10 protein-coding genes and 1 pseudogene are annotated in these 13,647 nt (G+C 50.9%); 4 read left to right on the top strand and 7 right to left on the bottom strand.

What is annotated here, in order from left to right; genetic code table 11:
* Positions 1-11: 11 nt before the first annotated feature.
* Entirely contained in the window at positions 12-2,240 is a 2,229-nt protein-coding gene (locus E5358_RS04075) for a TonB-dependent receptor (RefSeq protein WP_135939012.1), read from the bottom strand.
* Between the two features lie 244 nt (positions 2,241-2,484).
* On the opposite strand from E5358_RS04075, the gene E5358_RS04070 reads away from it, so the two are divergent.
* Positions 2,485-4,113, top strand: a complete 1,629-nt coding sequence (locus E5358_RS04070; RefSeq protein ID WP_135939011.1) for a DUF6377 domain-containing protein — start codon at positions 2,485-2,487, stop codon at positions 4,111-4,113.
* Positions 4,114-4,404: 291 nt separating this feature from the next.
* On the opposite strand, the pseudogene metG reads toward E5358_RS04070, so the two are convergent.
* Positions 4,405-6,474 (bottom strand): annotated as a pseudogene (gene metG / locus E5358_RS04065) (methionine--tRNA ligase); the annotation flags it as partial.
* A gap of 144 nt (positions 6,475-6,618) precedes the next feature.
* On the opposite strand from metG, the gene E5358_RS04060 reads away from it, so the two are divergent.
* Positions 6,619-7,278: a phosphatase PAP2 family protein gene (locus tag E5358_RS04060; protein WP_135939009.1), complete on the top strand. Its 660-nt coding sequence runs from the start codon at positions 6,619-6,621 to the stop codon at positions 7,276-7,278.
* 98 nt (positions 7,279-7,376) lie between these two features.
* Here the strand turns inward: E5358_RS04060 and E5358_RS04055 are convergent, their stop codons facing one another.
* The 5 genes from E5358_RS04055 to prmC all read right to left on the bottom strand — a co-directional run bounded on the left by E5358_RS04055 (position 7,377) and on the right by prmC (position 11,740).
* Positions 7,377-8,030, bottom strand: a complete 654-nt coding sequence (locus E5358_RS04055) for an aspartate/glutamate racemase family protein (RefSeq protein WP_135939008.1) — start codon at positions 8,028-8,030, stop codon at positions 7,377-7,379.
* Between the two features lie 128 nt (positions 8,031-8,158).
* A complete protein-coding gene (locus E5358_RS04050; RefSeq protein WP_135939007.1) occupies positions 8,159-9,049 on the bottom strand; it encodes a DUF4253 domain-containing protein in 891 nt (296 codons plus the stop codon).
* Positions 9,050-9,094: 45 nt separating this feature from the next.
* A complete protein-coding gene (locus tag E5358_RS04045; RefSeq protein ID WP_135939006.1) occupies positions 9,095-10,252 on the bottom strand; it encodes a metallophosphoesterase in 1,158 nt (385 codons plus the stop codon).
* Positions 10,253-10,436: 184 nt separating this feature from the next.
* Positions 10,437-10,916, bottom strand: coding sequence for a regulatory protein RecX (locus tag E5358_RS04040; protein ID WP_277821153.1), 480 nt, complete (start codon positions 10,914-10,916; stop codon positions 10,437-10,439).
* Positions 10,904-11,740, bottom strand: coding sequence for a peptide chain release factor N(5)-glutamine methyltransferase (gene prmC, locus E5358_RS04035; protein ID WP_135939005.1), 837 nt, complete (start codon positions 11,738-11,740; stop codon positions 10,904-10,906). The genes E5358_RS04040 and prmC overlap by 13 nt, the downstream gene beginning before the upstream one ends.
* Positions 11,741-11,917: 177 nt before the next feature.
* Between prmC and E5358_RS04030 the strand changes: the two genes are divergently transcribed.
* Positions 11,918-12,607 carry a ComF family protein gene (locus E5358_RS04030; protein WP_135939004.1) on the top strand — a complete coding sequence of 230 codons (690 nt, stop codon included), beginning with the start codon at positions 11,918-11,920 and terminating at the stop codon, positions 12,605-12,607.
* Positions 12,608-12,906: 299 nt separating this feature from the next.
* The gene (gene pyrE, locus E5358_RS04025) at positions 12,907-13,542 is read left to right on the top strand and encodes an orotate phosphoribosyltransferase (RefSeq protein WP_135939003.1); all 636 of its coding nucleotides are present in this window, start codon (positions 12,907-12,909) and stop codon (positions 13,540-13,542) included.
* Positions 13,543-13,647 lie beyond the last annotated feature (105 nt).

Here is a 13,647-nt window from a genome sequence, read left to right as displayed (position 1 = left end):
ATGTGATTAGGTTAAAATTCAAGTTTCATGCCAAATTCAAGTGTGAACGGACGAAGATAGTTGCCGCTCATGTAATGTCCCGCAAACAGATGGGCATCCTCTTTCGAGATAAGTTCGCTTCCGTTTATAGTCCCGCTTGCCCCTTTCTGGTTCAGGAAATTGATGACAGTGGCGTTGAGGCTCAGGTTTTTGTTCACCCGCCAGTTTATTCCGCCGAACGATTCCCAACGTCCGTTGAAGAAAAGTGATTCCTGAAGGTTGGCATAAGTCTTGCCGAAATAACGGAAACTGAGCCAAAGTCGCAGGTCATCGGTGATGTTATAGCTTGGGTCAAGCTCAATAAGGGTCTGCGGAATCTCTTTTACAACATTCCCGTTGGCGTTAACAGCCATGGCGGTGCCGTCAGAGAATGTCACTGATGCATTGTAATCCTTGTATGTAGGCTTTTGGATGGTCAGCAGAGCGTGGAGGTGTGCCCCTTTGAACGGTGTTATTTCTGCCGATGTTGTCCACCCTATGGTCTGTATGCCGTAGATGAGCAGGACAGTCTTGCTTTCGGTGCTTCCCGGTCGTGTGAGGTTTTGCTGGTCGATGTTGTTTGTCTTGCCGATGTAGCTGACCATGGATGTCAGGTCAAGCCATGAGTTGCGGTAGGTCAGTCCGCCACGGACGAGCGGGATTGTCACACGCTTGTACTGCTCTTCCGTAGGCCCTGTGCCGGCATATTCGTTGATGCGCGGGAAGCGTGTGGCAATGGTAGCGTCCGCGGTAAGCCCGAAACCATGGCTCAAAGTGTAGGTGGCACGGAGCGTGGCGGCATAGTTGAGCTTGTTTTTCACGATGTTTTCTATTGCCACTGTTGAGCCGTCGGCAGGCGATACTGCACCGATATGGAAGCCGGAGAAGCGGTTCATCGGGATGCGGTCGGCATTCATACGGTAATATTCAAGACGTGCTCCGGCGAAAATGCTGAGGCGCGATGTTGCCTGCCATTGGTCGGTGGCATAAATGGCGAGCTTGTTCTCGTAGCCTTTCGTGTACTCCGGACTCAGTTCGTTATACCCATAAGTGGAGTTGAGCATACGCGGATACTCCTCAACTGTGGCATCCCACTGCATGGATGCCGAATGATAGTCGAGCGAATAGTGCCATTGGTTCAGACCGAGTTTGAGAGTGTTGGTGCGGAAAGTCTTCTGCAGCTCCGTCGTGAGAAGGACATTTCTCACCTTGCCGTCATGAAGCCATGTCCTCCTGCCTTCCTTCAGTCCGGTATATGTAGAACCGTCGTCAAGCATATAGTTGTCGTCGGCACTGACTTCTGATATGGAACTTCCGCCGAAATCCACATATTTGGCGCGCGGAGCGTCCATCCATTTGAACGAGAGGCTGCCCTTCCATCCTTTGTTGAAGCGGTAATCGGCGACCAGAGTAAGCTCGTTTGCCATGTTTTGTGTGTCTTCGCCAAGATTCCATGTGCGCATTTCGCCGGTAATGATGTCCATATACTGAAACCTGCCGTTGCGTGGCACGTAGGAACTTGTGCCAAGTTTGAAGCCCGGAAGCTCCTCGACACTGCCGTCGCCTTTATATATAAACGGAGCAGCATTGGAAAAATTGCCCGGATTTTCGTTACGTGAATGCTTATACATGAGGGAGATGCGTCCGCGGTTGTTTGGCAGAAGGTGCGTCAAACCGAGATGATACAACTGCGTGCGGTCGGCATAATCCGTGAATTTCAGTCTGAAACTGCCCGGGTCGAAGTTCTGATAGACGGACGCTGTGAAGAGCAGATTGTCGGTTATTCCTCCCGAAGCGTTCATGTCAAAGTTCTGCCAACCGAAGTGGTTAGCCTTGTATGAGAGAATGGCGTGGAACGCTTTTTCTCCCCATCGACTGTTGCTGTTGACGGAGTAGGCTACGTTTCCCGTGGCAATTGCCGATTCCGAAGGAGTCATGAGCGACACTTCGCCAAGCGAGTTGTCACTGCGCCAGTGGGCGGAGAGCTTATGCACTGCGGAAGAGTAGACGGCAGGGAGCCCGTTTTCATAGACATTGATGTCCTCACTTGGCAGTCCTATTTGGATTTCACGCGGTTTGTTGGCGTCCGATGCGTTAAGCATGACGTTGCGTTCCTCTTTCTTTTCCTGCGTAACGGATTCTGTTGTGTCACGCTGTTCCGTGGCTGCACTGCTTGCGACGGTTGCCGCAAAGGTCAAAGCAAGTAGAGATGTTCTTTTCATGTGGTGTATATCTTTTAGGTTTTTGGGTTTCCGTTGGCAAAGATAATATGATTTTCTTTAGGTTGTTCCATTAAGTAACTGTGCGGTAAATGTACAGTAGTGTACTATTTTGTGTAATTAGTTGGTAATCAAAACGGTAATATTTCGTGTTTTTGATGTCTCAGGTAAATATAATTAATTGGTTATTTGGTGGAATACAGGAAAAGTATTATCTTTGCAATAGATAAACTAACACATTACCCCTATGCGCAGATCAATAATCCTTTTCCTGCTTTTCCTTACGGCTGCCATTGCTAAAGGCGAGACCGTCAGTATTGATTCATTGGACAAAGTCCTTGCAAAGCGCGACCATTATGTGCGTTTGAAGGAGCAGACCATAGAGCGTCTGAAATCAAAACTTGCTAAAACCACCATTCCCACGGAGCGATTGAAGCACCTGAACTCCGTCTATGAGGAATATTCAACGTTCAGGTTTGATTCGGCAATGGCTTATGCCGACAAACTCCATGGTGAGGCCCGCAGGGCAGGAAGCACGGATTATGCTAACCTTGCCATAATCCACAAGGCGGACATGCTCACCACGGCAGGACTTTTCCATGAGGCTTTGGGCTGCCTTGGCAGCATCAGCCGTGAGGAAATTCCAGATTGGATTCTGCCCGACTACTACATGGTTTATGAGTGGTGTTACGGTGTTCTTGCGGAATATGCCGAGGGGACTGCCTATTCTGAAGGTTATCATGCTAAGGAAAATGTCTATTTGGATTCTCTAATCTCTGTGCTTCAGGAGGGTACGGCATCGTGGTATTACATGAAAGCTGAGCAGGAAATCAAGCGGAATGACCACTGCAAGGCATTGGAACTTTATGAGAAAGCGTTGTCGGGCGTGGCTGTTTACGAGCGGCTTTATGCCCAGATAACCTTCGGAATGGCTTCTGCAGCCACTGCTTTGGGGGACAAGAAGATGCGTCGTGATTACATTGTCCGTGCCGCCATCAGCGACCAAATCTGTCCGTTGAAGGAAAATCTGGCTTTGCAGACCCTTGCTTTGGACATGGTGAATGACGAAACGCCTGATTATGAGCGTGCTAACATGTATTTGGACTATTCGCTTGACGATGCCATCTTCTTCGGAAACCGTCTTCGTCTGCTGGAAATTTCGCGGAAGATACCGTCGATTGTGAATAATTACGAGCGTCAGCTTGTCGAGCGCAACCGTCAGCGTGGCTACGTGATTATGGCGGTCGGCGTCATGGCGGTGCTGCTTCTTGTCGTTGCCGCCCTCCTTTTCGTTGACCATAAAAGGGTGAAAAAGAGCCGGTTGGCATTGACTGTTGCCAACGAATCGCTGCGCGTGGCAATGGAAAAGGCGGAGCGCACGAATGCAAGTCTTGACAGTGCGAATAAGGAACTGCTGCTCATGACGAGGCAGAGGGAGAGCGTCATAAGCATGTTTATGGAACTTACGGCGGCGTATATAGCCAAACTTACTCATTTTCAGACTACTGTACAAAGGAAAGTGAAGGCGAACCAAGTTGCCGACCTCATGAAACTTGCCAATCCGTCGCGCATGACGGAGGCGGAGGCAAAGGAGTTTTTCAACAATTTCGACAAAGCTTTCTTGCTTGCCTTCCCTGATTTCATTGAAAAATTCAATGCTCTTCTACAGCCCGAAAGCAGGATAAGCCTTGGCATGGGTGGTGCGATGAACCTCGATTTGCGTATCTTTGCGCTGGTACGGTTGGGCATAAACGACAGTGCGAAGATAGCCGTTTTGCTTAACTACAGTACGCAGACGATTTACAACCACCGCTCCATGGTGAAGGCGAAAGCAATCAGGAAAGAGACGTTTGATGAGGATGTGATGAACCTGTGATGACCGGGCATTTTCTGTTATGCCATGATGCAGAAAACCAAAGGTGACCTTTCATTGTGTGAAAGGTCACCTTTGGTTATGTAAAGTGTTACTTTTTGTGGGGTAAAACGTTACCTTTTGTTTTCGAGTCTGTTGCTGTTTTGTAAGTCGTTGGTTATCTGTGGGTTGGCTGGGTGTGAAGATTTGAAAAGAAACTCAGGATTACCCATGTTGAATCATGAGACATCTTGATGCAACATGGGTAATCCTGAGTTTTTGTTTTTTGCCTTTTTCGGAAGGCGCGTCCGTGGCTTATCCCACCACTGAGCCCGGTTTTACTTCTTGGTCAAGAGTGGAGGTGACGTGCAGGGTGCCGTCGTAGTTCACGGCTGAGAGTATCATGCCCTGTGACTCTTCGCCCATCATCTTGCGCGGAGCAAAGTTGGCAACGAAGAGCACCTGCTTGCCTACAAGCACCTGAGGGTCAGCATAGTACTGTGCAATGCCTGAGAGGATTGTGCGTCCGTCCTTGGTTCCGTCGTCGATGTGGAACTTGAGGAGCTTCTTTGATTTCTTCACCTTTTCGCATGAAGTCACCAGTCCGACACGGATGTCGAGCTTCTCGAAGGTCTCGAAGTCCACGTTCTCTTTGATAGGTTCCGGCTCAAAGTTTGCTGCTTCGTTGGCACGCTTTGTGTCTTCGAGCTTCTGCAGCTGTGCGTCTATCACGCTATCCTCAATTTTTTCAAAGAGGAGTGCAGGTTCGTTGAGCTGCTTTCCGACAGGCAGGATGTCCATTGTGCCGAGCTGTTCCCATTCGAAGGTGTCCATGGCGAGCATCTCGCGCAGACGCTTTGATGAGAATGGCAGGAACGGTTCGAAGGCGATTGAGAGGTTGGCGGTGAGCTGTAGGCAGACGTAAAGTATTGTCTCCACGCGCTTTGGGTCTTCTTTCCACACCTTCCACGGCTCACATTCGGTGATGTAACGGTTGCCGATGCGTGCAAGGTTCATCGCCTCTTTCTGTGCTTCGCGGAACTTATACTGGTCGAGAAGTTCCTCAACGTTCTTCTTGACATCCTTGAATTCTGCTATCGCATTGCTGTCAACGTCAAGAAGTTCGCCGCATGCAGGGACTACGCCGTTGAAATATTTCTTTGTCAGCTGCAACGCACGGTTGACGAAATTGCCGTAAATCGCCACGAGTTCGGAATTGTTGTGCTCCTGGAAGTCCTTCCATGTGAAGTTGTTGTCCTTGGTCTCCGGTGCGTTGGCGGTGAGGACATAGCGCAGCACATCCTGCTTTCCGGGCATGTCTTCGAGGTATTCATGAAGCCAGACAGCCCAGTTGCGCGATGTGGAGATTTTGTCATTCTCGAGGTTAAGGAACTCATTGGAAGGCACATTGTCAGGCATGATGTACTTGCCGTGAGCCTTCATCATGACAGGGAATATGAGACAGTGGAACACAATGTTGTCCTTTCCGATGAAATGCACGAGCTTTGTGTCCTCGTCCTGCCACCACTGCTCCCACGTTCCGAACTTCTTGGGGTTCTGGTCGCAGAGTTCCTTTGTGTTGGAGATATAGCCGATAGGCGCGTCAAACCACACATAGAGCACCTTGCCCTCAGCACCTTCCACCGGAACCGGTATGCCCCAGTCGAGGTCGCGTGTCATTGCGCGTGGCTGGAGGTCCATGTCGAGCCATGACTTGCACTGCCCATAGACATTCGGACGCCACTCCTTGTGGCCTTCAAGTATCCATTCTTTCAGCCAATCCTGGTATTTTCCGAGCGGCAGATACCAGTTTTTGGTTGGTCGCTTGACAAGTCCGTGTCCCGGATTGTTCTTGTTTGTAGGGTTGATAAGTTCATCCGGAGAGAGTGTTGCGCCACATTTCTCGCACTGGTCGCCGTATGCTCCCTCTGCTCCGCAACGTGGGCAAGTGCCTACAATGTTGCGGTCGGTGAGGAATTCTCCTGTCACCTCGTCGCAGTACTGTTCCTCTGTAATCTCCTCAAGTTCACCCTTTTCGTAGAGAGTGCGGAAGAAATCGGAGGCGAACTTGTGGTGTATGTCGGACGTTGTGCGGCTGTATATGTCGAAAGAGATACCGAACTTCTCGAAAGAGTCCTTTATCAAGTTGTGGTAACGGTCGACAACCTCCTGCACGGTGATGCCCTCTTTGCGTGCGCGGATAGTCACAGGCACGCCGTGTTCGTCAGAGCCGCCAATGAAGATGACGTCCTTCTTCTTCAGGCGCAGGTAGCGTACGTAGATGTCCGCAGGGACATAGACACCGGCAAGGTGGCCGATGTGCACACCGCCGTTGGCATACGGCAGGGCGGCTGTTACGGTAGTTCTCTTGTATTCTTTCATATTCGCTCTATTGTTTTCGTTTACTTTATATCATTGGAAATCACAGTTCCGAAATGCAAAATTAATGTTTTTTTTTGACATTGTCAGCCGTTTGCGGGAAAAAAGTAGTACTTTTGCAGAAAAATACGTTACTTTACAAGATGCGATATGGATGAAGCGATACTTTTATGGGTCAATTCCCATCATTTTGAGTATATGGATGAGTACATGTGGATGCTGACTTACAGGTTCACATGGATACCGATGTACCTTGCCATAGCCTACGCCGTGGTGCGCTCGTTGGGGTGGAGAAGGGGGCTGTTGTACATTGTTGCCGTGGGACTTACCATTCTTCTTGCCGACCAGATGTGCTCCCATGTCATCCGTCCGTGGGCGGAAAGGCTGCGTCCGTCCAACCTTGACAATCCGCTTTCGGCAGTTATTCACGTCGTGCATGACTACCGTGGTGCGCCGTACGGTATGCCTTCGTGCCATGCAGCGAACACAATGGCGTTGCTGGTGATACTCCTTTGGCAGTTCCGTGGCAGGGTTCTTGCCGTGACAATGACGGTGTGGATGCTCTCGCAGGTGTATTCGCGGATGTATCTTGGTGTGCATTACCCTACCGATTTGCTTGTCGGCGCAGTGGTGGGAGGGGCTTCTGCCACACTGTTGTTCTTTGTTTACAAATGGGTTTTGGCACATAATGCCGCTTTCTCGGCAGGCACAGCCAATGCCGGAGGACGCTTGCCGATGCGTGCGGTGTGTGTCCCGGCAACGGTGTTTGTGGGCATCCTTGCCGTGATAGCTGTCCTTGCGGCGTTCTGAGAGTAGGGCATAACGCAAAATTCCCCTGTCTCCAAAACAATGATTTCGCTTTGGAGACAGGGGAAAGTTATTTTGTTCCCATGTTTGGTGGTTGTCTTTTACAGTCCGAGATATTTCCTCAGCCCGAGCACACCGAGACAAGGCGATGAAAGAACCGGCTTGCCGGTGAGTTCCGCGAGACGCTTTTCCATGCGCTCCATAGAGCCTTGTGCGAGCACGAACATGTCCACCTTGTCCGCAATCTTCTGTGCTGCCTCGGCTATAAGGCGGTCATGTGTCTCGCTGTCGCCGCTCTGTCCCGCAGCGAAAGCACCGTCGGCGAGCCCCTCCACGAGTTCTATTTCCTTGCCGGCAGCCTTTGCGCAGTTCTGTAAAAGGCGGCATGTAGGGTCGAGAGTGGTAGGAAGAGTGGAGATTACGCCAATCCTTTTTGCCTCCTGCACAGCCTTTTCAGCCATCGGTTTGTCGATTCTGAACACCGGGATGCGGCAGATTTGGTTGCCGAGGTCTGCTATGTCGCCCACGGAAGAGCAGGTGTTGAAGATCACATCCGCACCGGAATCCGCCGCGGCGTTATAGTAGTCGAGGAGTCGGCGGCGTACCGCAGGAGTCACGGCATTGTTGGCAATGACCTCCTTTATCAGCGAGCTCTCGGCGATATGCTCAACCTCAACTTCCGGAATGAGCCTCTTGAATGTCTCTGTCAACGGCCCTACCAGAGCCATTGCAGTATGAACGCATACAACTTTCATGGTTTTTCTTTGATTTGATGTTGGTTTTAGATTATGTTTCTGTTATTAAGTGTTCCGGTCTTTCTGCCTTTTTGTGAGGGCAAAGTTAATAAATTCTTTCCTTTGTGCCAAACATTCCGGTGGAAATCTTAGTCCCACCAGAAGTTCCATACTGTCGATTCCTTGTTTGCATCGGCAAGTGTCGCAAGGTTGCCGTAGCCTTGGTCGACGATGTCAGGACAGTAGGCGAACTGCTCTTCGGCGAGTTTCAGTGTGTCCTTCGTTACAGGTTGTGGGAGGACATATACTATTGTGTCGGACGATATGCCGGCAATCACGGCACCATACTTCTCGAACCAGTATTTTGCGACAGCCATCTGCTCCTCCGCATCAGGGCATTCGTTCCAGCCGCCCATAGGGAGATAGGCGAAGACTTGCCACGGATTCTTTACCGGAACCTCCACAAGCATGACGTCATAGCCATAGAAATCGAACGCCGTGGATGCTTCCGCCCCTTCGGATGTTCCGACCATCACCTCTTCCCAATCGGCATCTTCGTCGTTTTCCTTAAAGAGTTCACGCTCTCCTTCAAGTCTTTCCGCAAGCAAAGCCTTACCGTCCTTTACCGGATTGTCGAGCATCTGCTGCCTCCATTTGGCGAACTCCTCTTTCTCTGTCAGGCATGATGGTGTCGAAAGACCGTCAAGAAGATTATCGGTCATCTCCAGCAGGATAGGGCAGAACCCTTCTTTCCTGCCTCTTTGGTATTCCTTCTGCCACACTTCCTTCAGTTCATGTTGCATCAAGTCCGGCGAAAGAGGTCTGCAGCGGCAGCCTTCAAGGAGTGTGATTAGTTCTTTGTGGTTCTCATCCTCAATAGGACTGTCGTCTTCAGCTTCTTGCCGAATGTCCGATTCTTTATCCTTTTCAGAAAGAATGCAAGGCGGTTCTTCACCCGTTTTAATGGTTTTCTTCTTGTTTTTCAGGAAAAGAAACAGGCATAAAGCTGTTAGAATGATAATGAGAATAGTACTGCTCATAATTGCGATGTTTATTGGTTAGTGTGTGAGAGAATATGTCAATCTTCACCCTTTCCTCAGTGTTATGACCACGATTTCGGGCCAAACACCGAAGCGGAAGGGTAGGTTTCCGCCTGTTCCGGTGCAGACAAAGAGCTTGCGGTTACACTCTTCATAGAGTCCTGCATACTCATCGTAGATAAGGGATGCAGGAGTCCACCCGAAGAGTTTGAACTGTGTGGAGTGCGTATGTCCGGAAAGTTGCAGCTGGACATTTGTCTCCGGCAGCACATTGCGCCGCCAATGGGTCGGGTCATGACTGAGAAGTATGGTGAAAAGGCTGTCATTATTACTCACCGATGATGCTTTCCTGCCTGTCGAGAGTGCTTTCCGCAAGTCCCCATAGTCAGGGAACGGCGGTCGGCTTGAATTCTCCACGCCCGCAAGGAGTATGGAATCACCGTTATGATGTATAGTCCTGTTGTCATTGTTCAGCAACTGCCACCCGAACATGCGCTCACGTTCCTGCAGGTCGCGGACAGACTTGCGTATGGCTTCCGCGCTCTTGTCCCTGGTGTAGGTGCAGTAATCATGGTTCCCCATGACGGAAAACACACCGTCCTTCGCCTTCAGTTGCGGAAAAATGTCCATAAAACCGTCAAGCTCCTTTGGGCTGCTGTTAACAAGGTCGCCAACGAAACATATCATGTCCGGTTGCCTTCGGTTCACCTCATGGACAATCTTCTCCACGAATTCCGGCGCACTTCCGTAGGTTTCGATGTGCATGTCGGACATCAGTGCGATACGATAGCCGTCAAAACCGGCAGGCAAGTCCTTGAACGACAGTTCCACCTCGTTGACCGCAAGGCGTCGCCAGCCGAAGAGCGTGCCGTACATCACGATGCCCACCATTATCGTTCCGACAACAGCACCGGCACCGTTCATCACCTGCCATGCCACAGGAAGCAGCGGGCGTGTCATGAGTCCTATGAGCGAAAGGAGCATGAAGAGCAGTTTCGGAGCCGTGAATATGAGCATAAGCATCATGCCTGTACGGAACATCCATGCCTGATACATCGGTGTCTGCACAAGCACCATGCACAGAATCGTGGCGATGACCGGCACGAAGAATGCCGCTTGCCACGCCCAATGCGTACTGCGCAGGAACATATACCATATATATATGTCAGGGATAAGCAGTAAAAGAAACAGTAATGCTATCATTTCTTAGTGTTTTTGGTTGTGGGGTTGGTTTTTGTGGATGCGACATGGTAAAGCGTGATGCAACATGGTGCAACATGATTGATGTTACATGATGAAGCATGATGCATCATGATAAAACGTGATGCTTTACGGTAAAGACGTGACGCTTCATGATGCCTTTCCTGCCAATTTGTCCGTCAGCGTGTCACCAATCCTCCTCCACATCGTCAACATCGCCGATGCATTCCCTCGCTTCGGCGAAGGAAAATCCTCTGCCTAAGGCAAAGCGCAGCAGTTTTTGGTTTATCTCGTAATCGTTTCTGCCCTTCACGGACTTGCGCTTCTGCCTAATCAGCGGACGCAGGATGTCCGTCCATCGGTCCTCGTCAATCTCGTCAAACAACGGCGTGGAGACTCTCTTTTCTATGCCTTTCATCCACAAAGCCTGCTCAATCTTGCGCCGGCCCCAATGGTTGTACTCCATCTTGTCATGGATAAAGCCGCGGCAATAACGGTTGTGGTCGATGTAACGCTCTTCGATGAGCGTCACCATTATGCGCGCTTGGGCATCGTCGGCTATCTCCCAACGGCGCATTTTCTCCAGCATCTCGCTTTCGCAATGCTCACTTTGCGAGCAAAGGAGCGTCAGCCGCTGAAGGGCTTCCTTTTCATCTATCTTCTGCATAATACAATCCTTGGGTTTCCAAATTGGTCGTCGATGACCTCCGCAGCGTGGTATCCGAGTGCGGAAAGCATGCTGCAAACCTCGCTGCCATAGGCGCGGTTGATTTCAAAGGCTATCCTTCCGCCCTCGGCAAGTGCCTCCCTGCCAAACTCCGCGATAGCGCGGTAGAAGAGCAGAGGGTCGTTGTCCGGCACAAACAGTGCGATTTCCGGCTCGTGGTCGAGGACATTGCGCTCCATTTCGGCGGTTTCTTTGCGGCAGATGTATGGCGGATTGGAGACGATTATGTCGTATTTCTCCTTGTCGGAAGCCATGCGCCACTCACGCCACTGCAGTATGTCAGCCTTGCGGAAAGTGACCTCCGCACCAAGGCTTGTGGCGTTTTCTTTGGCGATGGCTAACGCTTCCTCGCTGATGTCCATGGCTTCCACGCGACAGCGGTGGCGCAGCGCGATGCTTATGGCTATGCATCCGGAGCCTGTGCCTATGTCAAGTACACGGCAACCGCTGTCTGTCACGCCGCATCTGTCCACAAGACGTTCTGTCTCGGGACGAGGGATAAGCACTCCGGGGGCGACACGGAACTTGTTGCCGCAGAACCATTGCCATCCCAAGACATACTGGACAGGCTCATGGTTTTCTAAACGAACCATAATTTTTTCAAGCTCTTCAAGGTCTTCTCGGCTAAAATCATTAACTTTGCCCAAGGCAATGTCCGTCAGCGAAAGCCCGAAACGCTCCTCCAGCACGAGCCTTGCCACTGCCCGCGCCTCGCCTTGTCCGCAGACAGGCAGTAGCCGTCGTATGATTTCCTGATAAGTCATCGTCTCACAAAATTAGCAATTAATCGAGACAAAACACCGCCTGCCGACGAAAGATTAAGATAATTTAAGGCGGAAAGATGACAGTGTTGACATAATTGTCAGTACTGTCAATAACGACGCCTTGGCAATCCTGACACAACTGACAAGATTGACAATCCTGACTAAAACCCATCCCCAATGAACCTCCGAAGCATAAAAGACGCAATCTTCCCACGCACCTGCCTTTGCTGCGGCAGACGACTTATGCCTGCCGAAAGGCATGTCTGCCTCGGCTGCGTTGCCGGAATGGCGCGCCCGTCGCCACACACCGACCCTCGGGACAGCAGACTTGCACGCATGTTTTGGAACACTTTCCCTGTGGAAGGTGTGGCGGTTGCGTTCCAATATGTCCCTGACGATGTGGTGCATGGCATCATCTCGCGCATGAAATACTACCGTCCCGATGCCGACCTGTGCCGTTATGCCGGACAACTCATGGCGCAGGAGGAGGTGCCGGCACGGATTCTTGCCGAGGGCGAGGTGCTTCTGCCTGTGCCGGTGACGCCGTCGCGTAGGAGAAAGCGCGGCTTCAACCAGAGCGAAGAGCTATGCCGTGGCATAAGCGAGGTCACCGGTCTGCCTGCCGTCATGGATGTGTTCACCCGCCAAGAGTATACCGTAAGCCAGGCGTCCACGGCGCATCACCGCAAAACGGGCAACGCCGGAGGTTTCCTTTTGGGTGACATCGGGTGCCTGACTGAACGCCATGTCGTGCTCATCGACGACATTATCACCACCGGAGCGACTGTCAGGGCGTGCCTTGAGACGTTGCGTGACATCCCCGGAATTAAAATCAGTGTCCTCGCTTTCTGCCGGACGCAGAGGTGAAAGACTGTTATCGGAACTTTGTTATGTCACGGTGTGTAAAAACCACTGTAAATCAGTGAAATACAAAAGGTAACACTTTGCCTGCCCAAAGGTAACACTTTGTCGTGTGAAGTGTTACACTTTACCATGCGAAAGGTAACCTTTTGTTTTGCAGATGCTCACAAAACCACAAAAAAAGTGAAAAATGCTGCAATATCAAAAATAATAACTACCTTTGCAGAAAACATTTGTTTGTTATAAAAAACGCGCGGACGGGCGCACACATTTGAGACATAAACAACAAAAAACATATACACATCATGGAATCAATCAAAAACGCATTCGCAGCAAAACTGCTCGCAATCAACGCTATCAAGTTGCAGCCACAGAACCCGTTCACATGGGCATCAGGCTGGAAATCACCTATCTACACCGACAACCGCAAGACGCTTGCTTACCCTGAAGTGCGCAGCTTCGTGAAGCAGGAGTTGTGCCACCTCATCAATAGCGAGTTCCCTGAGGCGACAGCCGTTGCCGGTGTGGCGACGGGAGCGATAGCACAGGGGGCGCTGGTTGCCGAGGAACTGGGCAAGCCTTTCTGCTATGTCCGCTCAAAACCGAAGGACCACGGCATGGGAAACCTTATCGAGGGAACACTGCCGGAGGGTGCCAAGGTCGTTGTCGTTGAGGATCTTATCTCCACAGGAGGATCTTCCCTGAAGGCTGTCGAGGCTCTCCGCGCCGCAGGGTTTGAGGTCGTGGGCATGGTAGCGTCCTACACCTACGGTTTCCCACAGGCGGAGGAGGCTTTCAAGGCTGCCGGTGTGCGCCTCATAACGCTCTCCGACTATGAGCACACCACAGCGATCGCTGCCAAGACAGGCTACATCCAAGAGTCTGACCTTGAGGTTCTCTCCACATGGAGAAAGAGCCCGTCAACATGGATGCAGGACTAAACATTCAGATTTTAGGTTATGGGCAATATTGACAGTGCTGTCAGTATTGACAATATTGACCCTCAAATACAACCTTTAACCCACAACCATAAACCCGAAAACGAC

Source organism: Palleniella muris, assembly GCF_004792655.1.
Lineage (GTDB): Bacteria > Bacteroidota > Bacteroidia > Bacteroidales > Bacteroidaceae > Prevotella > Prevotella muris_A.
The sequence above is the reverse complement of the archived record's forward strand: the minus strand, read 5'-3'. Positions and strand labels throughout refer to the sequence as shown.

Excerpts from the sequence above, each read along its gene's own strand:
- E5358_RS04040 (WP_277821153.1), bottom strand. The coding sequence starts at position 10,916 with ATGCAGAAGATAGATGAAAAGGAAGCCCTTCAGCGGCTGACGCTCCTT.
- E5358_RS04030 (WP_135939004.1), top strand. The coding sequence starts at position 11,918 with ATGAACCTCCGAAGCATAAAAGACGCAATCTTCCCACGCACCTGCCTT.
- prmC (WP_135939005.1), bottom strand. The coding sequence starts at position 11,740 with ATGACTTATCAGGAAATCATACGACGGCTACTGCCTGTCTGCGGACAA.
- E5358_RS04070 (WP_135939011.1), top strand. The coding sequence starts at position 2,485 with ATGCGCAGATCAATAATCCTTTTCCTGCTTTTCCTTACGGCTGCCATT.
- E5358_RS04050 (WP_135939007.1), bottom strand. The coding sequence starts at position 9,049 with ATGAGCAGTACTATTCTCATTATCATTCTAACAGCTTTATGCCTGTTT.
- pyrE (WP_135939003.1), top strand. The coding sequence starts at position 12,907 with ATGGAATCAATCAAAAACGCATTCGCAGCAAAACTGCTCGCAATCAAC.
- E5358_RS04075 (WP_135939012.1), bottom strand. The coding sequence starts at position 2,240 with ATGAAAAGAACATCTCTACTTGCTTTGACCTTTGCGGCAACCGTCGCA.
- E5358_RS04055 (WP_135939008.1), bottom strand. The coding sequence starts at position 8,030 with ATGAAAGTTGTATGCGTTCATACTGCAATGGCTCTGGTAGGGCCGTTG.
- E5358_RS04060 (WP_135939009.1), top strand. The coding sequence starts at position 6,619 with ATGGATGAAGCGATACTTTTATGGGTCAATTCCCATCATTTTGAGTAT.
- E5358_RS04045 (WP_135939006.1), bottom strand. The coding sequence starts at position 10,252 with ATGATAGCATTACTGTTTCTTTTACTGCTTATCCCTGACATATATATA.